The organism is uncultured Stenotrophomonas sp. (assembly GCF_945952405.1).
Classification (GTDB): Bacteria; Pseudomonadota; Gammaproteobacteria; order Xanthomonadales; family Xanthomonadaceae; genus Stenotrophomonas.
Window position 1 is genome coordinate 216,930 of record NZ_CAMFIA010000001.1, and the last position, 21,449, is coordinate 238,378.

General features: G+C 68.7%; 21 protein-coding genes. 14 read left to right on the forward strand and 7 right to left on the reverse strand.

Annotated features, from left to right (window positions below; all coding sequences use genetic code 11):
* Positions 1-14 precede the first annotated feature (14 nt).
* From Q0P60_RS01050 to Q0P60_RS01060, 3 genes are read right to left on the reverse strand one after another with little or no spacing between them, the layout of a single operon-like run.
* Positions 15-1,139, reverse strand: a complete 1,125-nt coding sequence (locus Q0P60_RS01050) for a Gfo/Idh/MocA family oxidoreductase (RefSeq protein ID WP_294987377.1) — start codon at positions 1,137-1,139, stop codon at positions 15-17.
* Between the two features lie 12 nt (positions 1,140-1,151).
* Positions 1,152-2,369: a nucleoside permease gene (locus tag Q0P60_RS01055; protein WP_294987379.1), complete on the reverse strand. Its 1,218-nt coding sequence runs from the start codon at positions 2,367-2,369 to the stop codon at positions 1,152-1,154.
* A 27-nt stretch (positions 2,370-2,396) separates the two neighbouring features.
* Positions 2,397-3,449 carry a sugar phosphate isomerase/epimerase family protein gene (locus Q0P60_RS01060; protein ID WP_294987381.1) on the reverse strand — a complete coding sequence of 351 codons (1,053 nt, stop codon included), beginning with the start codon at positions 3,447-3,449 and terminating at the stop codon, positions 2,397-2,399.
* 96 nt (positions 3,450-3,545) lie between these two features.
* Between Q0P60_RS01060 and Q0P60_RS01065 the strand changes: the two genes are divergently transcribed.
* Together Q0P60_RS01065 and Q0P60_RS01070 are read left to right on the forward strand one after the other, a co-directional pair.
* Entirely contained in the window at positions 3,546-4,553 is a 1,008-nt protein-coding gene (locus Q0P60_RS01065) for a LacI family DNA-binding transcriptional regulator (RefSeq protein WP_294987383.1), read from the forward strand.
* Between the two features lie 136 nt (positions 4,554-4,689).
* Positions 4,690-5,742 carry a sensor domain-containing diguanylate cyclase gene (locus Q0P60_RS01070; RefSeq protein WP_294987385.1) on the forward strand — a complete coding sequence of 351 codons (1,053 nt, stop codon included), beginning with the start codon at positions 4,690-4,692 and terminating at the stop codon, positions 5,740-5,742.
* On the opposite strand, the gene Q0P60_RS01075 is transcribed toward Q0P60_RS01070, so the two are convergent.
* Complete coding sequence (locus tag Q0P60_RS01075; RefSeq protein WP_294987387.1) at positions 5,730-6,626, reverse strand: LysR family transcriptional regulator; 897 nt, start codon at positions 6,624-6,626, stop codon at positions 5,730-5,732. The two genes, Q0P60_RS01070 and Q0P60_RS01075, sit on opposite strands and share 13 nt — an antisense overlap.
* A gap of 114 nt (positions 6,627-6,740) precedes the next feature.
* On the opposite strand from Q0P60_RS01075, the gene Q0P60_RS01080 reads away from it, so the two are divergent.
* The 5 genes from Q0P60_RS01080 to Q0P60_RS01100 all read left to right on the forward strand — a co-directional run bounded on the left by Q0P60_RS01080 (position 6,741) and on the right by Q0P60_RS01100 (position 11,669).
* A complete protein-coding gene (locus Q0P60_RS01080) occupies positions 6,741-7,592 on the forward strand; it encodes an isocitrate lyase/phosphoenolpyruvate mutase family protein (protein ID WP_294987389.1) in 852 nt (283 codons plus the stop codon).
* Between the two features lie 134 nt (positions 7,593-7,726).
* Positions 7,727-8,752 carry an AI-2E family transporter gene (locus Q0P60_RS01085; RefSeq protein ID WP_294987391.1) on the forward strand — a complete coding sequence of 342 codons (1,026 nt, stop codon included), beginning with the start codon at positions 7,727-7,729 and terminating at the stop codon, positions 8,750-8,752.
* A 154-nt stretch (positions 8,753-8,906) separates the two neighbouring features.
* The gene (locus tag Q0P60_RS01090) at positions 8,907-10,649 is read left to right on the forward strand and encodes a GGDEF domain-containing protein (RefSeq protein ID WP_294987393.1); all 1,743 of its coding nucleotides are present in this window, start codon (positions 8,907-8,909) and stop codon (positions 10,647-10,649) included.
* A gap of 70 nt (positions 10,650-10,719) precedes the next feature.
* Positions 10,720-11,157 (forward strand): hypothetical protein, encoded by a 438-nt coding sequence (locus Q0P60_RS01095; protein ID WP_294987395.1) that lies wholly within the window; start codon positions 10,720-10,722, stop codon positions 11,155-11,157.
* 8 nt (positions 11,158-11,165) lie between these two features.
* On the forward strand, positions 11,166-11,669 hold the full coding sequence (locus Q0P60_RS01100; RefSeq protein WP_294987397.1) for a GNAT family N-acetyltransferase: 504 nt from the start codon (positions 11,166-11,168) through the stop codon (positions 11,667-11,669).
* Between the two features lie 19 nt (positions 11,670-11,688).
* Here the strand turns inward: Q0P60_RS01100 and Q0P60_RS01105 are convergent, their stop codons facing one another.
* Both Q0P60_RS01105 and Q0P60_RS01110 read right to left on the reverse strand, forming a co-directional pair.
* Complete coding sequence (locus Q0P60_RS01105) at positions 11,689-13,083, reverse strand: DUF2867 domain-containing protein (RefSeq protein WP_294987399.1); 1,395 nt, start codon at positions 13,081-13,083, stop codon at positions 11,689-11,691.
* Between the two features lie 24 nt (positions 13,084-13,107).
* Positions 13,108-13,419, reverse strand: a complete 312-nt coding sequence (locus Q0P60_RS01110) for a metalloregulator ArsR/SmtB family transcription factor (protein ID WP_294987401.1) — start codon at positions 13,417-13,419, stop codon at positions 13,108-13,110.
* A gap of 127 nt (positions 13,420-13,546) precedes the next feature.
* On the opposite strand from Q0P60_RS01110, the gene Q0P60_RS01115 reads away from it, so the two are divergent.
* From Q0P60_RS01115 to Q0P60_RS01145, 7 genes are all read left to right on the forward strand, one after another.
* Positions 13,547-14,128 carry a hypothetical protein gene (locus Q0P60_RS01115; protein ID WP_294987403.1) on the forward strand — a complete coding sequence of 194 codons (582 nt, stop codon included), beginning with the start codon at positions 13,547-13,549 and terminating at the stop codon, positions 14,126-14,128.
* Positions 14,129-14,312: 184 nt separating this feature from the next.
* Positions 14,313-14,780, forward strand: a complete 468-nt coding sequence (locus tag Q0P60_RS01120) for a DUF2975 domain-containing protein (protein ID WP_294987822.1) — start codon at positions 14,313-14,315, stop codon at positions 14,778-14,780.
* Positions 14,780-15,004, forward strand: a complete 225-nt coding sequence (locus Q0P60_RS01125) for a helix-turn-helix transcriptional regulator (RefSeq protein ID WP_294987405.1) — start codon at positions 14,780-14,782, stop codon at positions 15,002-15,004. Before Q0P60_RS01120 ends, Q0P60_RS01125 begins: the two co-directional genes overlap by 1 nt.
* Positions 15,005-15,047: 43 nt before the next feature.
* Positions 15,048-16,589, forward strand: a complete 1,542-nt coding sequence (locus tag Q0P60_RS01130) for a TerC family protein (protein ID WP_294987407.1) — start codon at positions 15,048-15,050, stop codon at positions 16,587-16,589.
* Positions 16,590-16,710: 121 nt separating this feature from the next.
* On the forward strand, positions 16,711-17,847 hold the full coding sequence (locus Q0P60_RS01135) for a metallophosphoesterase (RefSeq protein WP_294987409.1): 1,137 nt from the start codon (positions 16,711-16,713) through the stop codon (positions 17,845-17,847).
* Positions 17,848-17,928: 81 nt separating this feature from the next.
* A complete protein-coding gene (locus Q0P60_RS01140; RefSeq protein WP_294987411.1) occupies positions 17,929-18,942 on the forward strand; it encodes a hypothetical protein in 1,014 nt (337 codons plus the stop codon).
* A gap of 210 nt (positions 18,943-19,152) precedes the next feature.
* Positions 19,153-20,412, forward strand: coding sequence for an MFS transporter (locus tag Q0P60_RS01145; protein ID WP_294987413.1), 1,260 nt, complete (start codon positions 19,153-19,155; stop codon positions 20,410-20,412).
* 4 nt (positions 20,413-20,416) lie between these two features.
* Here the strand turns inward: Q0P60_RS01145 and Q0P60_RS01150 are convergent, their stop codons facing one another.
* Complete coding sequence (locus Q0P60_RS01150) at positions 20,417-21,364, reverse strand: nucleoside hydrolase (protein WP_294987415.1); 948 nt, start codon at positions 21,362-21,364, stop codon at positions 20,417-20,419.
* Positions 21,365-21,449 lie beyond the last annotated feature (85 nt).

Sequence of the window (21,449 nt, forward strand, 5' to 3'; positions counted from 1 at the left end):
ACTCCTCCCGGAACTCATTCGATGGTGGTCCAGGCACGTGTCCTGGCCGATGCGATGACACGATCGACGATCTGCGCCGAGCGCAGGCCGTCGGCGAAGCTGGGCAGGCCATCCGGCTGTTCGCCTTGGATGGCGCGGTAGGTATCGGCGACAAACGCCTCGAAGCACTGCGCATAGCCCTGCGCATGCCCGGCCGGCAGCACCGACAGGCGGCGCTGCTCGGCGCTGCCGGCGCCCGGCCCGCGCACGAAGATTTCCTCGCGCTGGTCGGGCAGGCCGATCCACAGCCGTTCGGCGTCTTCCTGGTTGAAGGCCACGCTGGCCCGGGCGCCATCGATTTCGAACCACAGGCGGTTGCGGCGGCCGGCCGAGACCTGGCTGACCGTCAACGCTGCCAATGTGCCAGCGCCGGTCCTGAACATCGCCGCCGCCACGTCCTCGCTTGCCACCGCCTGCATCGGGCCGGCGGCCGCCGGTGTGCTGAAGCTCTGCCCGCCGCTGCTGCCGCGTTCGGCGATCACGGTATCGAACGCCGCGCTGACCTCGGCGAAACGTTCGCCGCTGACCCATTCCACCAGATCGCACCAGTGCGAACCGATATCGGCGAACACGCGTGAGGCGCCACCCAGTGCCGGGTCCACGCGCCAGTTGTTGCTGGCCGGGTCCAGCAGCCAGTCCTGCAGGTAGCTGCCGTGGATCAGGTGCAGCGGCCCCAGCTCGCCCTGCGCGATGCGTGCGCGCGCTTCGCGGACCACCGGGTGGTAGCGGTAGACGAAGGGCACCGTGGCGATCAACCCGGTCGAGGCGGCCAGTGCGGCCAGGGCCTGCGCATCGTCCAGCGTGGTGGCCAGTGGCTTCTCGCAGACCACGTGCTTGCCGGCTTCCAGCGCGGCCTGTGCCATCGCGCGGTGCAGGTGGTTGGGCGTGCATACGTGCACGACCTGCACCTGCGGGTCGGCAACCACTTCATCGATGTCCCGATAGGCACGGGGGACGCCCCAGGCCTGCGCGACCTCGCGCGCGCGGTGCGGGGAGGACGCGGCCACGCCGCGGATGCTGGCGCCGGCCAGCAGGGCCGCGCGACGGTGCACGGCGCCGATCATGCCGGTGCCGACGATGGCGATTCCAGGTTGGCGCATCGGCGGGAGTCCTCAGGGAGTGGCAGCGGCGGCCGCGACCGGCGGGCGGTCGCGGAACAGCAACAGGAAGGCGATCAGCACGGCCAGTGCGACGCCGGCCGGGAACAGCCAGATCTGCTGCCAGTCCGGTCCCGCCGCCGTGGTGAAGTGTTCGACCACCGCGCCGGACAGGAAGGTGCCGATCAACATGCCGACGCCATACGTGGCCAGGGTGATGAAGCCCTGCGCACTGCTGCGAGCGGCGGCGCCGGCATGCGCATCGGTGTAGATCTGGCCGGTGACGAAGAAGAAGTCGTAGCAGATGCCGTGCAGCACGATGCCGATCACCAGCAGCGTGAAGCCGCTGCCGGCATCGCCAAAGGCGAATAGCGCATAACGCAGTACCCACGCTGCCATGCCCACCGCCAGCATCGTCTTCACCCCCAGCCGCACGAACAGGAACGGCATGGCCAGCATCAGCAGCACTTCGGACACCTGGCCCAGCGATTGCAGGCCGGCGGCGCCGCGCACGCCCAGATCGTTGAGATACGGGTTGGTGAAGTTGTAGTAGAACGCCAGCGGGATGCAGATGGCGATGGAAGCCAGGAAGAACACCAGGTACGAGCGCGATTTCAGCAGCCGCAGTGAATCCAGCCCCAGGATCTGCCCCAGCCCGGCGTCGCGTTGCTGCGCCAGCGGCGGCGTGTGCGGCAGGGTGAACGCATACAGCCCCAGCGCCAGCGATGCCAACGCCGCCATGCGGAAGGTCAGCTCAAGCCGATGCGCATGCTCCCAGCCCAGCCAGCCGATCAGCACGCCGGCGACGATCCAGCCGACGCTGCCCGCCACCCGCACCAGCGGGAACTGTTTTTCAGGCGACTGCATGTGCCGCATCGCCACGCTGTTGGCCAGCGCCAGGGTCGGCATGAACAGCAGCATGTAGCCCATGATGCAAACCGAGAAGGTGCCGAAGCTGGTCGCGCTGGAGGCCAGCCACATCAGCACCGCGCCGGCCAGGTGCAGCACCGCGAGGATGCGCTGCGCGGCGAAGTAGCGATCCGCGATCAGGCCGACCAGGAAGGGCGCCACGATGGCGCCGATGGACTGGCTGAGGAAGGCGGTGGCGACCTGGCTCGCGCTGGCCTGCAGCGGGCCCTGGACCAGGTAGGTGCCCAGGGTGACGAACCAGGCGCCCCAGATGAAGAACTGCAGGAACATCATCGCGCCCAGGCGCGACATCGCGTGCGTCATGGCTTGCCCTCCCGGGGCGGTGTTGGCTCAGATCCCCAGCATGCGGCGCAGTGATCCTGGGTCGCTGCCGCTGTCGGCAAAATCATCGAATGCGCGTTCGGTCACGCGGATGAGGTGGTCGCGGATGAAGGCGGCGCCCTCGCGCGCACCGTCTTCCGGGTGCTTCAGGCAGCACTCCCACTCCAGCACCGCCCAGCCCGGGAAATCGTATTGAGCGAGCTTGGAGAAGATCGCCTTGAAGTCGATCTGGCCGTCGCCTGGCGAGCGGAACCGGCCGGGACGATCGATCCAGTCCTGGTAGCCGCCGTAGACGCCACTGCGCGCGCTGGGACGATACTCGGCATCCTTGACGTGGAAGATGCCGATGCGGTCGTGGTAACGGTCGATGAAGCCCAGGTAGTCCATCTGCTGCAGCAGCAGATGGCTGGGGTCATACAGGATCCTGGCCCGCGGGTGGTGATCGACCACCTCGAGGAAGCGCTCGAAGGTGGCGCCGTCGTGCAGGTCTTCGCCCGGGTGGATCTCGAAGCACAGGTCCACGCCGCACGCATCGAAGGCGTCCAGGATCGGGCGCCAGCGGCGGCCGAGTTCGGCAAACGCCTCTTCCACCAGCCCCGGCGGGCGTTGCGGCCAGGGATAGAAGTAGGGCCACGCCAGCGCACCGGAGAAGGTGGCATGCGCGGTCAGGCCCAGGCGTTGGCTGGCCCGGGCGGCCAGCAGCAGCTGCTCAACGGCCCAGGCCTGGCGCGCGGCCGGATCGCCGCGCTTGTCCGCCGGCGCGAAGCCGTCGAACAGGCTGTCGTAGGCGGGATGGACAGCGACCAGCTGGCCCTGCAGGTGGGTCGACAGTTCGGTGATCTGCACGCCGTGCCCGGCCAGCAGGGCGGCGATGTCATCACAGTAGGCCTGGCTGCGTGCGGCTTCGGCCAGATCGAACAGGTGGGGCGCGCTGGTCGGTACTTGTACGCCAGAATAGCCCAGTCGCGCGGCCCACCCGGCCAGCGTGTCCAGCCGATCGAAGGGAGCTGTGTCGCCGATGAACTGCGCCAGGAACAGCGCCGGACCCTTGAGCGTCTTCAAGATGATTCGCCCTCGATGCAATCGATTGCATTATCCTAGCAGGGCCTTCTGCAAGAGCTGTTGTGCACTGCACAGCGGGAACAGGGACTGAGCCCAATGGCCACCATCTACGACATCGCAAAGCACGTCGGCGTCTCCGCAGGAACGGTATCGCGTGCGCTTTCGCGGCCGGACAAGGTGCTGCCGGCCACGCGCGCGCGCATCGAGCAGGCCGCCGCCGCACTCGGCTATGTGCCGAACACGGTGGCCCGCACGCTCAAGACCCAGCGCAGCGGCAAGATCCTGGTCACCGTTCCGGACATCGCCAATCCGTTCTTCGCCCAGATCCTGCAGGGTGCCGAGGAGGCCGCGCAGGCCGTTGGCTATGCGGTGCTGCTGGGCGATACACAGCATCAACCCGACCGTGAGGAACGCTACGCGCAGATGCTCCGGCGCAACGAGGCCGACGGCATGATCGTGCTGGGGCATCGCCTGCCGCCGACCGCGCGTGACATCGTCGAGCAGCGGGGCAGCGCCGCGCCGGTGGTCAATGGATGCGAGTTCGATCCTGCGCTGGGCATCCCCAGCGTCCACATCGACAACGCCGCCGCGGCACGCGTGGTGATGGAACACCTGTACGGGCTTGGCCACGAGCGGATCGCCGTGGTCGGCGGGCCACCCGACAACCCGCTGCACCAGCAGCGGCTGGAAGGCGTCCGCGCCGCCGGCCGGGCGCGCGGGCGCCTGCGCCAGCTGCGCATCGTGCCGGGCGATTTTTCCGTGGAATCCGGCCATGCGGCGACGATGGCATTGATGGCCGCCGCGCCGGCACCGACCGCGATCTTCTGTTTCAGCGACCAGATGGCGCTGGGCACCCTGGCCGCCTGCCGCGAACGGGGCATCCGCGTACCCGATGACCTGTCCGTCGTCGGTTTCGACGACCTGGCATCTTCCCGCTATCTCACGCCGCCGCTGACCACCATCAGGCAACCCATGCGCGAAATCGGCGAGCGCGCGGTCAACCTGCTGCTCGCGATCATCGAACAGGTCGATGTGCCGCTCCAGCAGACGCTGGAGTTCAGCTTCATGCTGCGCGGCTCGACGGCGTCGCCCGGGCGCGGATGAGGACGGCACGGCAGGGCAGGGGGGAGTGGCGCAGCCGGTGATTCCTTGATCCCGAATTGACGCAAAGCTGTCAGACTTGCGGCATGGGGCCGGCAAGGGCGGGAGTGGATCGTGCGATCGCGCAACGGAGTCGGCAATGCCGTTCTTGACTGACTCGAAAGAGGTCGCGGTCGAGGGGATCGGCGCGGCACGGCGGATCGGCTGGATGCGCTTCGTCGGCAATGGGCTGGGCGCGATCCCGATCGCCTCGATCATTCTGGAACGGCAGGATGGCGCGCTGGCGTGGACGCTGCTGCTGCTCAATGCGCTGGCCTGGCCGGCGCTGGCGCTGCTGATGACCCAGCGTTCCCGGCAGCCTGCGCAGGCGCAGTTCCGCTGCATGGTGGCCGATTCCCTGTTCGGCGGCGGCTGGATCGCCTTCATGGCCTTGAGCGCGGTGCCCAGTGCCCTGTTTGCCGCATTGCTGGTGGCCGACAAGATCGCCGCCGGCGGCGTCCGCCTGGCGATGCGGTCCACGCTGGCACTGCTTGCCGGCTTTGCGATCACCTGGTGGATGCTCGGCTTCCCTTACCAGCCAGTGAGTTCGCAGCGCACCATCGTGCTCAGCGTGCCGTTCCTGTTCGTCTACGGCATCGGGCTGAGCATCCTCAGCTGGCAGCTGGCGCGGCGGGTGAAGTCGCAGAACCGCCAGCTGCAGCGGTTGAGCCGGATGGACCCGCTGGTCGAGCTGGCCAACCGTGGCTTCCTGATCCAGCGTGCGCAGCAGGCGCTGGACAAGGCGCAGGGGCAGGGTGGATTCGCCTGCCTGCTGATGCTTGATGTGGACGACTTCAAGCACATCAACGATTCGCATGGGCACCGCGCCGGTGACGAAGTGCTGCGGCATATCGCCTCGACCCTGCGCACCTTCGCCCGCCCGGGCGACACCCCCGCGCGACTGGGGGGCGATGAATTCGTGGTGCTGCTGCACGACTGCGCGCCGGTGGATGCGATGCATGTGGCCGAGCGCGTGCGCCTGCACCTGCTCGAGGCCGCACGCCAGGCCACGCCCGGCATCGAGTTCAGCGTCAGCATCGGGATTGCCGCCACGCCGCGTGGCGGCAGTGTCGAGGACTGGCTGGCGCTGGCCGACCGCGCGCTCTACCACGCCAAGCGGCAGGGCAAGAACACCGCCAGTTACGGCGAGTGAGCAGCTGCGGCCTGCTGTGCACAGGCCAGCAGCTGCGCGGCCACGGCCGGGGCATCGCCGCGCAGCACCAGCTGCAGTGCGGTGGTCGGCATGCCCAGTTCCAGCGCAACGAAGCACAGCCCGGAGCGGTGCATGTTCTGCATCGACGCCGGCACGATGGCGATGCCCAGCCCGGCAGCCGCCAGATTGATCGCAGACGCCACCTGCGGGGCTTCCTGCTGGATGGTGGGCGTGAAGCCCTGGCTGCGGCAGGCAGCGACAACGTCTGCGCTCAGGCCATAGCCTGATCTGCGCGAGAACAGGATGAAGCGCTCATCGCGCAGCTCGCTCAGGGCAATGCTCGGTCGGCCCGCAAGCCGGTGGCCGGCCGGCAGCACGGCCACCAGCGGCTCGGCGCTGAGGGGCTGGACCACCCGCTCGCCGGGTGTCGCGTAGGGCGGGCGTACGATCACCGCGTCCAGCTCGCCGTCATCCAGGCGCCGCACCAGCGACTCGCTGCCGTCCTCGACCAGTTGCAGCTGCACCATCGGATGCGCGTGCTGGAACCGGCGCAGCAGGGCGGTCACGGCTTCATTGAACGAGGCCGATTCGGTCAGCCCCAGGGTCAGCCGGCCGACCTCGCCGCGTGCCGCGCGCAGGGCGTCTTCCTTGGCCAGGTCGACGCGCGCGAGGATGTCCACCGCGGCGGCCCAGAACACCCGGCCGGCGTCACTGAGCACGATGCCGCGTCCCTGGCGAAGGAACAGCGGCGTGCCGATCTCTTCCTCCAGCGCACGGATCTGCTGGCCCAGCGGGGGCTGGGCGATGTGCAGCGCCTCGGCGGCGCGGGTGAAGCTCTGCAGCTGGGCGGTCATGACGAAATAGCGCAGGTGACGCAGTTCCATTGAAACCTCAGACGTTCTGATGCTGTACGAACACGGTATTGGACGGTCGCCGGTGGCGACAACATCATCGGTCTCCCATCACGGATGTCCATAGACCTGGACAAGGGAGACCCCATGAACAAGGCACGTCGGCTGCGCGATCTGCTCGGGCAGGGCCATAGCGTGATCGCACCGGGCGTATTCGATGGGCTGTCGGCGCGGCTGGTCGAGCGGGCCGGCTTCGATGCGGTGTATGCCAGCGGCGGCGCCATCGCCCGCTCGGCGGGTGTGCCGGACATCGGGCTGCTCGGCCTGACGGAGGTACTGGCGCAGCTCGAACGGATCGTCGACGCCTGTGACCTGCCGGTGATCGCCGACGCCGACACCGGCTTTGGTGGCAGCGCCAACGTGGAGCGTACGGTGCGCGCCTTCGAGCGTGCCGGGGTGGCCGCGCTGCATATCGAGGACCAGGCGTTCCCCAAGCGCTGCGGGCACCTGGATGACAAGAGGCTGGTCGAGGCGTCGCAGATGTGCACGAAGATTCGCATCGCCTGCCAGTCGCGGCGTGATCCGGCGCTGATGATCATCGCACGCACCGATGCCATCGCCAGCGAAGGGCTGGATGCAGCGATCGATCGTGCACGGGCATATGTGCAGGCCGGTGCGGACATGATCTTCGTCGAGGCGCCGGAAACCCTGGAACAGATCGAGGCGATCTCGCAGCAGGTGCCGGGGCCGAAGCTGATCAACATGTTCCACAGTGGCAGGACGCCGCTGGTACCGGTGGAACGGCTGGCCGAACTCGACTACCGGCTGGTGATCATCCCCTCGGACCTGCAACGCGCCGCGATCCGGGCCATGCAGCACACCCTGCGGGAGATCGCCGCACACGGTGACAGCGGTGGCATCGCCGGCGAGCTGGCAAGCTTCGGCGAGCGCGAGGAGATCGTGGGTACGGCCCGCTACCTGGCGCTGGACCGGGCCTGAGCCAGCGCCGGGCAGGGACCGTTGCGGGCCGGGCCAGCGCCGCCGCAATCCTGGCGTAAGAACCGTTCATCCTGCGCGCGGAATCGTCGCTGCCAATCCTCTACCATGGGCCACCCCGCCCGGACGCGCCGCCCATGCAAGACGCCCTCGTTGCCCAGACCAAGCCCCCCGTGCCGAGGATCGCGGCCTGGCTGATGATGCTGCTGGGCATGTGGCTGGCCCTGAAGCTGGGCCTGGTGGTGACCCTGCTGTCGGGCCTGCTGGTGTTCCAGCTGACCCACGTGCTGGCCTCTACCGTGGAGGGCAAACTGCCACCGGGCCGGGCGCGCGCGATCGCGGTGATCGTGCTGTCGGCGATCATCATCAGTGCGCTGGTGCTGGCCGGCATCGGCGTGGCGTCCTTCTTCCGCAACGAGACCGGTGGGCCGGATGCGCTGCTGGCGCGGTTGATGGACATCCTCAATTCGTCGCGGCACCAGGTGCCGGCATTGCTCCAGCCGTACATTCCGGAGGACATGCCGGCGTTGCGCGCGGCATTGAACGACTGGGCCGCCGAACACCAGCGCCAGCTGGGCGTGGCGGGCACCTCGGTGGTGCAGGTAGGCGTGCGCGTGCTGATCGGCATGGTGCTGGGCGCGATGATCGCGCTGTACGACGAGCTGCCGCTGCCGAAGATGGGGCCGCTGGCCCAGGAACTGATCGGCCGTACCAGCCGCCTGGCCACCGCGTTCCGCCAGGTGGTGTTCGCCCAGGTGAAGATCTCGCTGCTCAACACCGTGTTCACCGCGATCTTCCTGTTGGGCGTGCTGCCGCTGTTCGGCGTGCACCTGCCGCTGTCCAAGACCCTGGTGCTGATCACCTTCATCGCCGGCCTGCTGCCGGTGGTGGGCAACATCATCTCCAACACCATCATCACCATCGTCGCGCTGTCGGTCTCGTTCTATGTGGCGGTGGCCGCGCTGCTGTACCTGATCGTGATCCACAAGCTGGAGTATTTCCTCAACGCGCGCATCGTCGGCGGTGAGATCCAGGCCCGCGCCTGGGAACTGCTGCTGGCGATGCTGGTGATGGAGGCGGCGTTCGGGCTTCCCGGCCTGGTGGCCGCGCCGGTGTTCTACGCCTATGTGAAGCGCGAACTGGTCGATCAGCGCTGGATCTGACGCCGCGTGATGTGACGCAATCGACAGGTTGGGCTCCGGGCCCGACCTTGTCGGCGCGTTCGCGGTCGTTGCGCTATATCCACCGGCAGGACTGGCGCGGCACGCGACCGTCGCCACCGTTCATTACAGTGATGCGCTGATCAGGGGAGTTTGAATGGCCGGCAAGGCATCGCCCATCGGCTTGCGGTCCTGGGTATGGCTGCTGACCGGGCTGTTCGTCGTCTGCACGTTGCCGCTGATGGCCATTGCGCTGGTCCAGGGCACGCTGCGCTACACCGGCGCCGAAGACAACCTGGTCAGCCTGCGCCAGCTGCGGCAGACCTTCGAGCTGGCCAACCTGGTCTCGGCCGAGCGCGGCCCGGCCAACAGCCTGCTCGGCGCCAGCCCGGCCGATGCCGCGGGGCAGGCGCGGCTGGCCGCGCAGCTGGCGGTGGCGCGGCAGCGGGTCGACAGCGCACTGCTGCAGCTGGACGCCGTGTTCAAGGCCGAGCCGGGCATCGTGGACGAGCAGCGCCTGCTCGCCGATGCACAACGCCGCCTGCATTCGGCGCGGGCGGCGGTCGACCGGGTCGCGGCACAGCCGCGCGACGCGCGCCGGGTGGAAGAGGTGGAGCGCGCGATCAGCAGCATGTTCGCGGTGGTTGACCGCCTGCACCTGTTGACCTCGGCGCAGATCAACGTGCTGGTCAGCGCCGACCGCGAAGCGGCCATTCCGGCGATGCAGGGACAGGTACTGATCGACCTGCGCGAACATGGGGGACGCCTGGCCTCGAATGTGATGGCACCGGTGGCGGTACCGGGAGCGTGGCGTGACGAACAGGTGCGCGCCGCGCTGCAGACCGAGGGCCGCCTGCTGGAGCTGTGGCGGTTGGCCGGCAGCCATGAATCGGTGTTCCGCAGCGACCCGACGCTGTCCTGGCACTGGGACATGGCGCGCCGGCAGTTCTTCGGCGAATCGCTGCCGATGATCGAACAGCTGATCGAGGATGGGCGGCGCGGCGTGCCACCACCGTGGACCGCGGCCGAGTTCACCGAACGTTTCGTGCCGACCCTGCGCTCGCTGGAGGCGCTCCGCGATGGGTACCTGAGTGTTGCCATCACCCGCTTCGAGCAGGCCCGCAACCGCGAAGCCATGCGCCTGGCGGTTCTGCTGGCGACCGCGCTGGGTACGCTGGTGGTGCTGGGCGTGGCCCTGCGCATTGCCCACCTGCAGATCCTGCGGCCGCTGCTGCAGGCGCAGAAGCAGGTGATCCAGATCGCCTCGGATGCACCGGGCCCGGAGCAGCATGTCACCCACCCGCTGGCCGAGATGCAGCGCCTGTTCGATGCCATCGAAGTGCTGCGCGAGACCTCGCGCGAGCGCTCGGCGTTGACCAGTGAACTGCGCCAGTTGGCGGGCACCGATGAACTGACCGGGCTGTTGAACCGGCGCGCGCTGGACCAGGCCGTGCAGCGCCGGCATGCCGACGGCGGCAACCGCGCAGTGGTGATCCTGCTGGACGTGGACCGCTTCAAGGCCATCAACGATGGCCATGGCCACGACGCCGGTGACGAAGTGCTGGTACAGGTGGCGCAGCTGCTGCAACAGCACCTGCGGCGCAGCGACCGCATCGCCCGCTACGGTGGCGAGGAGTTCCTGGTGCTGCTGGCCGATGGCGACCTGGCCGGTGGCCGCCAGCTGGCCGAGTCGCTGCGGCTGGCGCTGCAGCAGCTGGACATCGTGCTGGCCGGCGGCCAGGTGCTGCGGGTGACGGCCAGTTTCGGCGTCGCCGAGGGCGCGACCGACGCGCTGGGCTGGCGCACCCTGCTGCGTGCCGCCGATGCGGCGATGTACCAGGCCAAGGCCCAGGGACGCGATCGGGTGCGGGTGGCCGGTGGCGGCCGCAGCGCGCGCTGACCCGCAATGTTCATCAGCGGCGCACGTGGCGCGACCTAGACTGGACCCCCGACCGCCGCTGGAGCCGGCCATGACCCTGCATCCCCTTGCCATTGCCGCGCTGCTGGCCGGCCTGCTTGCCGGTTGCAGCAGCCCTGCATCGAAGACGACGACCGGTGCAGTGCGGCCCGCTTCCATCGCCGCCGGCATGAGCCCGGTACCGGCGTTCTCCGGGGGCGGCGCCGGCTGGAGCATCGAGATCGCCTCCACCGGTGCCGGCAACCACGATGCCAGCCTCGACACCGCGGGGCGCAGCCACAAGGGCACCCTGCGCTACCTCGGGCAGCCGGCCGATGCCCCCGGTTCGCTGATCGTGCTCAATGGCGAGCTGGGCGGGCAGCCGGCCATCGTCGAGATCAAGCGCGAGTCGTGCCGCAATGCCGAGGGCATCGACACCCGCGCCAGCGTGCAGGTGACGATGGAAGGGCAGCCGCAGCGACGCGGTTGTGGTCACCTGGCGGTGTACTGAAGCGCCGCATGCTCGAGATTCCCACCCTGCATACCGCGCGCCTGCGCCTGCGTCCGCAACGGATGGACGACTTCACGCCGTATGCGGCCTTCCTGGCATCGCCGCGCGCACGCGGCATGGGCGGGCCGTTCGGCGAAGTCGCCGCATGGGGCCAGTTCTGCCATGACCTGGCCAGCTGGCATCTGTTCGGCCATGGTGCATTGATGATCGAGCGTGCCGACACCGGCGCCTGCATCGGCCAGGTCGGCATCAACCACGGCCCGCTGTTCCCGGAGAAGGAGCTGGGCTGGCTGCTGTACCACGGCCACGAAGGGCAGGGTTTCGCCACCGAGGCGGCTGCGGCCCTGCGTGATTGGGCCTTCGTGGTTGCGCAGCTGCCGACCCTGGTCAGCTACATGGCGGCGGACAACCTGGCATCGCAGGCGGTGGCGCAGCGCCTGGGCGGTGTGCTTGATGCGCAGGCGGCGCGCAGCGATGCCGACGACCTGGTGTACCGCTACAGCGCGGGATAACCCCGGCCACCGACCGCCCTCATCGAGGCGCGGGATGCGCGGCCCAGTCGTCGAGATCGGCCAGTTCCGGTGCCAGCGCATGTTCCACCGCGCGGCGCAGCAGGGCCGGTGCGACATAGTGCCGGTGCGCGGCATCGATCAGCGCCATGTAAAGGCGTCCAAATGCGTTGCGGGTCTGCACGCGCGAACCGAGGCTGATCTCGATGCAGCCTTCGGCGCGCAGCTGCACGCGCACGCTGCTGCGGAAGCGCAGGTGGCGATCATCGGCGCCGAGCAGCACTTCGGCGCAGCTGTCCTCGGCATCCACCTGCGAATCCAGCACCGGATAGCGGCCCGCGAACAGGCGGCTGCGATCGGTCGACAGCAGCGACGAGACCGGGCAGCCCAGTGGCGACGTGCGCAGCCGCAGCGGTGCGACCAGCCGGTTGCGCAACGCCATCAGGTGGCCCACCCCGGCTGGCGGATTGCGCAGGAAGCCTTCCAGTACATCGGCCAGCAGTGCCGACGCGGAGCGGGGATCGAGCTGGGTCCGCTGCAGCCGCAGCGTGGTCAGGTCCTGGTAGTGGCTGTGCGGCAACGCAGCGGGCAGCAGGCCGTCCTGGGCGGCGGCCCCGGCATGGATCGGATAGGCCGGTGTGGCGCGCTCGACGAAGCCGCGTAGCGGCCGCACTGACAGCCGCCGCAGCGGGCCGAGCAGGGAACGGGTCGCTGCGCACAGGTGGGCGCTCAGGCTGGGCGGCGCGGCCTGCAGCGACAACTGCAGCAGGGGCGCTGCCGCCAGGGTCGTGGCGGCAGGCCAATGCGCTTCCGGCAGCACCTCGGTCAGGCTGGGGATGTCGGCGGCATCGCGCTGAACCTGCACGCGGGTCTGTTCGCTCATTGCGCCGGCCAGCTCGTTGCTGTGGCAGGACAACGCGAACAGCGCTGGATGCGCGCGATGGTTCGATGCGAACTGGTGCCAGGTTCCGCCGCCGAAGCGCACGGTGAACAGGCAATCGGGTGGAATGCGGACGCGCCGCAGCGTGCGGGCGAAGGCACCGGGGTCAGCAGCCAGCTGTGCATCCGAAGCGCTGGCGAAGCGCAGCTCGGCGCCCGCGCTGCCGGCGATGGCGGTGAACATGCGTGGACCGGCATGGCGGTGGAAGGGGTGGCCGCCGGCACCGACAGTGAAGCTGTACAACGACGAGGCATCATCCTGCTGCAGGTGCATGCCACCGAGCCGCGCCGAAGGCTCGTCCAGCGCATCGATGAAGGCCGGGTGGTGGCGCTGGCGCTGGCTGGCGTCGCTCACCAGTGCATCACCGGCGCCGATCCCGAGCTGGGCGATCAGGGTGACTTCGGTCGGGCTGCCGCCTTCCTGCGCCGGCAGCTGGATTCCTGGAAACGAACGGCGGTCGCGGGTCGAACCAGGCATCGGCATGCTCCTTGGCAGGGCAAATCAGCGGGCAGCGGACTTGCGGCGGGCGCGGGCTTCGCGCTTGAGCGGGCCACCGACCGGACAGACCTCGGCGGCCCAGGAAAACAACGTATTGGCCAGGCGGTCCGGCACCTGGCGGAAGTACACGAACTGGCCGCGCTTCTCGCGTTCGATCAGGCCGGCCTCCTCGAGGATGCGCAGGTGGCTGGACAGCGCCGGCTTGCTGAAATCGAAGCGCTCGGCCAGTTCCCCCGCGCTGAGCTCGCCGGCGCTGAGATAGGCCAGGATCTGCCGGCGGGCGGTGGAGGCGAGGGCTTCGAAGATACGGTCCATGGCGAGCTAATTAACTAATTCGTTAATTGATAGTCCTGCCGCCGCTGGCGGCTGTCAAGCGCGCCGGTTGCGCCCCCTGCATGCGCTTTGCCATCCTCGCCGCTGGTTTCCGTAGCGTGGAGTTCCGATGCGTCCTGCGTTCCTGCTGGCCCTGGCCGTGTTGCCCACCCTGGCGTTGGCGCAGTCTGCGCGTGCCGCCAGCACCCCAGCGCCGGCGCAGGATGCCTTCAGCGAGCTGTTCGATACCGCCTGCATGCGGCACGTTGGCGCGCCGGCGCGGTTGCAGGCGTTGATGGACGCCAATGGACTGGCGCCGCTGCCGCCCGCCGAAGCCGCGACCCTGCTGCAGGGGCAATCGGGCGTGGCCTGGATGGTGCCGTTGGCCAGTGGCCGCTATGCGGTCAGCTGGGCGGATGATGGCACCTGCACGGTGTACGCGGAAAAGGCCGACGCAGCGGTGGTGCAGAAGGGGTTCGCACGGCTGGTCCAGGCCGCGCCGAAGCCGCTGCAGGTGCGCTCGCTGCCGGGGCGCGGGCCACTCTCGGCCGACCAGGTCGCGATCCAGTATGGCTGGGCCACACCGGGGCAGGGCGCGCTGCAGGTGCGCTTCCGACTGGTGACCCGGCAGGCCGCCGATGCCGGTGTGCAGGCCATGGCCTCGGTAACCCCGGGTCAAGCGATGCGGGAGCAGAAGGCGCCCGCTCCCTGACCGGGGCGACGCCGGTGGTTCAGCTTTTCACGCTCCGTGTGGTATATCGTTTATCGATAAATCCATCCCGGGGCGGCAGCGCCACCCCAATGCCGGAGGCCGCTTGACCGCTCGACCCGCCCGCGCCCGATCCGCGCGAGGCTTGTTCACCCTGGCCCAGGCCGCCGTACAGGCCGTCCGGGCGATGTGCTGGCTGGGCATCCTGGCCGCACTGCTGGCCGTGCCCCTGGTCGCCCACGACCGCCGCTGGCTGCTCGACAGCGTCCACGATGCCGCCGCTGCCGCCGCGCATGGCAACGACCTGTTCCTGCATTTCTGCCTGGGCCTCGGCGCGATCGTCGTGTTGCTGGTGCTGTGCCTGCTGTTCCTGCGCCACTTGCTGCGGCTGCTGGACTCGGCGGCGCGCGAACGGCCGTTCACCCACGCCAATGCGCAGCGCCTGCAACGCATGGCCTGGCTGATGCTGGCGATGGAGCTGCTGTCGATCCTGATCGGTGCCTATGCGGCCTGGATGGGCCCCGACTTCACCTGGATGGAGGTGGGCGGTGGCATGTCGATCACCGGCCTGGTCGCGGTGCTGATGCTGTTCGTGCTGGCGCGGGTGTTCGCGGTGGGCGCCGCGATGCGCGACGACCTCGACGGCGTCATCTGATGGCGATCGTCATCACCCTGGACCGCGTGCTGCAGGAACGCGGCATGACCCTGTCCGAGCTGGCCGGGCGTATCGACATCACCCTGGCGAACCTGTCGATCCTGAAGACCGGCAAGGCGCGCGCCATCCGCTTTTCCACCCTCGATGCGATCTGCCGGGAGCTGCAGTGCACGCCCGGTGACCTGCTTGGGCATGACCCGGCGCTGGCGCAGGATGCTGACTGAGTGGCCGCCTTTTTCCCCTACCTACTGACGAAACGGAACTGAAATGGAATGGTTGGCTGACCCCTCGATATGGATGGGCCTTGCAACCCTGGTCGTGCTGGAGATCGTGCTCGGCATCGACAACCTGGTGTTCATCGCGATTTTGGCCGACAAACTGCCGCCGCACCAGCGCGACCGTGCGCGGGTGATCGGCCTGGCGCTGGCGCTGCTGATGCGCCTGGTGCTGCTGGCGGCGCTGGCCTGGATCATGAAACTGACCGAGCCGCTGCTGACGCTGTTCGATCACAGCTTCTCCGGCCGCGACCTGATCCTGCTGGGCGGCGGCCTGTTCCTGCTGTTCAAGGGCACGATGGAGCTGCACGAGCGGCTGGAAGGCCGCGAGCACCACGAGGACGGCAAGAAGGTCTATGCCAGCTTCGCGATGGTGGTTGCGCAGATCGTGGTGCTCGACGCGGTGTTCTCGCTGGACTCGGTGATCACCGCGGTCGGCATGGTCGACAACCTGGGCGTGATGTACGCCGCGGTGACCATCGCGATGGCGTTGATGCTGGTGGCCAGCAAGCCGCTGACCCGCTTCGTCAACAAGCATCCCACGGTGGTGGTGCTGTGCCTGGGCTTCCTGCTGATGATCGGTTTCAGCCTGGTCGCCGAGGGCCTGGGCTACAAGATCCCGAAGGGCTATCTGTACGCGGCCATCGCTTTCTCGATCCTGGTTGAAGCCTTCAACCAGTGGGTCCGCTTCAACCGCGAACGCAACGAGCGCCGCCAGCCGTTCCGCCAGCGCACCGCCGACGCGGTGCTGAGGATGCTCGGTGCGCGCCCGGCCAATGGCCACGACGACGAGGACGTGGACGGCAACGAGGACGCCGCGGAACGCCTGCAGCCGGCCGAACACGAGATGATCCGCAGCGTGCTGGGCCTGGCCGACCGGCCGGTGTCGAGCGTGATGACCGTGCGCGCGGACGTGCAGTGGATCGACCTGGCACGCGGGCAGGAGGATGTGGTGGCACGCCTGGTGGCGTCGCCGCATACCCGCCTGCTGGTGGGCGACGGTGACCTGGACAGCCTGCGTGGCGTGGTGCAGAGCCGGGACGTGCTGGCCGACCTGCTGCAGGGCAGGCCGCTGCAGCTGGAAGGCAACCTGCGTGAGCCGCAGTACGTGCTGTCCAGTGCCAGTGCACTGCAGGCGCTGGAACTGATCCGCCAGCATCCGGTGCCGCTGGCGGTGGCGGTGGACGAGTACGGCAGCGTGGAGGGCCTGGTGACCGCCAACGACCTGCTGGCCGCCATTGCCGGCGACCTGGTCGATACCCAGGACGAGCGCTATGGCGTGGTTGCGCAGGGCGAGGCGCAATGGGAGGCGGACGGTGCGCTGACCCTGGACGACCTGCAGCGCCTGGCGGGCGTGTCGCTGCCGCGCAGTGCCGACTACATGACCATTTCCGGCCTGGTGCTGGAACAGCTGGGCCGCCTGCCGGACATCGGCAACGCGGTGGAGGTGGAGGGGGTGCGCATCACCGTCCTGGCGATGGAGAAGCGCCGCATCGCCCGCCTGCGCGTGGAACGCCTCGACCCGGCACCGTAGCCCCTTGTAGAGCCGAGCCCATGCTCGGCTGCTCCGCGTATCTTGTAGCGCCGAGCGGAGGCTCGGCTCTACCCACCAGGGCGTCCTGCGGTCACCATGGTGGGCCCGCTTTCTTTCCAGGATGGTTGCAGTGCTGAGTACGATCGGTTTGTTGATGGGCCTGTATGTGGCCTGGCGCCTGTTCTGGCCGCTGCGCATGCCCACCACGTTGAAGGTCGTGCTGTCATTGCTGCTGGTCGGCGTTGCCGTGCAGCTGCGCATCGTTGCCACCTTCTGGGGCACGATGGCGTCGCCTGAGATCCCGAAGCTGGCCATCGCCACGCTGGCCACCGGCTCCACCGCGGTCCTGCTGCTGGCACTGGTCCTGCTGCTGCTGGATGCAGCCCTGCTCGCCTCGCGCCTGCTGCGCTGGCCGCGTGCGCTGTCAGTGTTGCGGGCGCCGAAGCTGCGGCCGGTGTGTGCTGTGCTCGCACTGCTGCTCAGCGGCTACGGCGTCAGCCAGGGCATGGCCGTGCCCAAGCCGCGGCAGGTCGAAGTGGACATTGCCGGGCTGCCGGCCGCGTTCGACGGCTACCGGGTGTTGCAGCTGACCGACATCCACGCCAGCCGCCTGCTGACCGGCGACTGGGTGCGCAGGGTCGTGGATGAGAGCAACGCACTGAAGCCGGACCTGATCGTGATCACCGGCGACCTCATCGACGGCAGTGTCGAGGCCCGCCGTGACGACGCGCGCCCACTCGCGGACCTGCGGGCGCCGGACGGTGTCATCGCCATCACCGGCAACCACGAGTATTACGCGCAGTACCAGGCGTGGATGCAGGCGTTCCGCGCGCTGCACATGCAGGTGCTGGAGAACAGCCACCTGCAGGTACGCCGCGGTGACGCGGCGCTGACCATCGCCGGGGTCACCGATCCGGTGGCCGCCCGCTACGGCCTGCCGCTGCCGGACCTGGAAGCCGCGCTGGCCGGTGCCGATCCATCGGCTCCGGTGATCCTGCTCGACCACCGCCCGCGCAATGCGCGCGAAGCGGCCGCGCGCGGGGTGAAGCTGCAGTTGTCCGGGCACACCCATGGCGGCCAGATCATCGGCATGGACCAGCTGGTGAAGCGGGCCAACGGTGGCTATGTCTCCGGTCGCTACGACGTGGATGGCATGACGCTGTACGTGAGCAATGGTGCCGGCCTCTGGGCGGGTTTTCCGGCGCGCATCGGCGTGCCCTCGGAGATCACCCTGGTCACGTTGCGCCGCGCACCGTGATGCAGACGCCGGGGTCAGATCCCTTTCCAAGGGAAAGGGATCTGACCCGGATCATGAAGTATCAAAACCAGGGAAGACGCAGTGCAGGGAATGCATCATTCAATCCGACGTCCACGCCATGCCGCACTGTTGATCGCCGCGCTGCTGCTGGCGGCCTGCCAGCGCACGCCTGAACTGCCGGCCCAGGTACCCGTTGCAGACACTCCGGTTGTCGCGCCAACGGCCGCCACCGATCTCTCGCCGCTGCTGGATGCCCTGCCGACCTGTGCGCTGGAGGGCTGGTACATCGATCAGCAGACCGAGCGCCCGGCCCATCCCTGGCTGGCTGCGAATGCGCCGCAGCCCTGCAGGGTGGACCTGGAGAACGAGATCGCCACGTTCTGCGTGCAGGGGCAGTGGAAGGGGCTGCCGGTGGAGCAGGTGATCCTGCCGACGATGACCTTCGTTTCATTCCGCGGGGCCAGGATCGGCCTGCCGCTGGAGAAGGCACGTCCCATCGTCCGCCAGCGCTTCGGGCAGGTGTTCCCGGGGGGCGCGGCTTACGAGGCCGGCCGCGAGCCGAAGCTGATGGCCGATCCCGAGGATGCGCAGCGCTCGTGGCTGCTGTGCAGCACACCGGAACCGGGCGACGACGTGGAGGGGCAGGCACGCGCCGGCTATTCCGGCATGAATCTGCCTTACGACCACAGCGGTTGCAGCTACCGCTACAGCCCGGTCGATTTCTGCGATGCGCAGCACCGTGCCCGCATCGAGGAAGCACTCCGCACCCGCACGCCCGATTTCAACCAGCACTACCTGTTGGTCCAGGTCGATGATCGCCCGGAGTACTTCCAGCGCACGCTGGTGCTGGTTGATACCCGCACCGGCAGGGCGACCCCGCTGCCGATCGATGCCTTCACCGGGCCGGCGGGGAAGGGCGGAGAGGCCACCGGCTACGGGACCCTGGAAACGGGCGTGGACCAGCAGCAGTTCTGCCTCGAGGGTGCGTTGCTGGTCTACCGCGTGTTCGAGCAGGGGCGCTTCTGCTTCGGCTTTGACGGTGAACGCTTCAGCGGCCATCAGACCCAGTACATGCAGGCCGCCGAGGCGCCCTAGAGGGAGCGCAGGAAGGAGTGCACGGCGATGAAGTTCGTCCGGGCGAAATGGCACCTGCGCGGGCGCGATGAGGTGCTGCCGGTCAGCCGCCGCTACCTGGGCGCGTTCCGCGCCATGTAGGCATGGCCCTGACCCACGTTTCACCCCGCCCATGACACCCTGCTGCTGACCTGCACGAACGGGACCCGGGCTGTTGAAGGCGAACACGCAATGACCGCGGCGCGGCAGCGCTCGATGTGGGTGGCCGGCCTGTCCACGGTGGTGGAGTGGTACGACTTCACCCTGTACCTGTACTTCGCCACGGTGCTGTCGCGGGTGTTCTTCGGCGGTGGCGAGCAGGCACTGCTGGTCACCCTGGCCGGCTTCGCGGTCTCCTACCTGATGCGCCCGCTGGGCGCGCTGTGCTTCGGCCACCTCGGCGACCGGCTCGGCCGGCGCTGGATGCTGCTGGCGTCGATGGCCTTGATGGCAGCGGCGATGCTGGCCACCGCCCTGCTGCCGACTGCGGCCAGCGCAGGCACCACGGCGGGCATACTGCTGCTGGCGCTGCGCTGCGTGATGGCATTCTCGGTGGGCGGTGAATACACCGGCGTGGTGGCGTATCTGCTGGAAAGCGCGCCGGTGCGGCGGCGCGGGCTGGTCACCTCGCTCGCTTCGGCGGCCAGTGAAGTGGGTGCGCTGCTGGCGGTGGCGATCTCGGCGCTCACCGTGGCGCTGCTGCCCACCCCGCAGCTGGACAGTTGGGGCTGGCGCATTCCGTTCTTCGTTGGTGCTGCACTCGCGCTGGTGATCCTGGTCGCGCGCTCGGGCATGCATGAATCACCAGAGTTCGAGCGCCAGCGCCACGAGGGCAGCATTCCGGCGACACCGCTTCGCCACGTACTGCGCAATCATCCGCTGGCGGTGGCCCGCACCTTCGCGATTTCGGCGCTGGGCTCGATCACCTACTACGTCGGCATCACCTATGTGCCGGCCTTCCTGCATGCGCAGGGGCATGACGAAGGTGACGCGCTGTGGCTGTCGACGATTGCAGCGGTGGCGGTGATCGCGATCACGCCGCTGTGTGGTGCATTGTCCGACCGGGTCGGGCGGCGACCGATGCTGCTGGGCCTGACCGTGCTGGCGGCGCTGCTGCCGCTGTCGCTGTTCGCCTGGATGGCACAGGCACCTCCGCTGGGCATCGCGCTGGCCGCGGTGCTGCTGGCCTGCGTGGCCGGTGGCGTGAGTGCAGTCGCTGCGCCGGCCACGGCCGAACAGTTCCCGGGCGAAGGCCGGGTCAGTGGGCTGGCGCTGGGGGTGACCATGGCGACGGCAGTGTTCGGCGGTGCGACACCCTGGCTGGCGCAATGGTGGGTGGAGCGCAGTGGCTGGGCGGCAGCGCCGGGCGCGATGATCGCGCTGGTGGCGGTGCTGGTGCTGCCGGTGCTGTGGACCCTGCCCGAGACGGTCCCGGGCAGGGCCAAGCGGTGACCGATCAGACCTTCAGGGTCTGCTCGATGTCGGCCAGTACCGCGGCCGCATCCACGCCCATGGCAATCGACTGCAGCACGTGGCCGTCCCACACGCTGGGACCGAACGCCAGGCCTTCCGGCTTGGGAATGGTCATGCCGCGGGCAACGCCGTCGGTGGCCACGCGCACGCTGGCGCGTTCGAACTGGAACAGTTCCGGGCGGGTCAGCGCAATGCAGGCACAGCAGTCGTGCACCACCATGCCCTTGTGCCCGGCCTGCAGGTAGAAGTCCACGTAGTCCTGCGACAGCGCACGGACCAGCTCGGCGTCGGCACCGCCGATGGCGGCCAGCTTGTCCAGGCCGTCACGGTCCATTTCCACGCGGGTGGTCACGTCCAGGCCGATCGCGGTGACTGGCCAGTTGGCGGTGAACACCACGTCGGCAGCTTCGGCATCGCCCCAGATGTTGGCCTCGGCGGCCGGGGTGATGTTGCCATTGACGTGGAAGGCGCCGCCCATGATCACCACGCCACGCACCAGGCCGGCAATGTCCGGCGCCTGCTGCAGGGCCAGGGCCAGGTTGGTCATGCGGCCGACTGCGACCAGGGTCACGTCGCCCGGATGGGCACGGACCAGGTCGATGATCAGCTGATGGGCCGGGCGCGCATCGGCGGCCACGTCCAGCTGGGCTGGCACCGGGTGGTTGCCCAGTCCGTTGTGGCCGTGGATATGCACCGGCCACGCTTCCGGGGTTGCTTCAGGTTGCAGCGGGCCGCCGGCACCACGTGCGACCGGTGCGGCAAAGCCCCAGGCCTGCTTCAGGTACAGGGCGTTGTGCGTGGTCGATTCCACCGAGGCATTGCCAAAGGTGGTGGTGACGCCGATCAGGTCGATCTGCGCGTGCTTGTGCAGGTACAGCAGGGCCAGGGCGTCGTCGACGCCCGGGTCGGTATCGAAAATGACTTTCAGCATGTTGTTGTTCTTCTTCTTCCGTGTGGTGCAGGGGGCGCCGGCGGCCCGGAGGCAGGCCGGCGCGCCCTACATTGTCCCATCTTCA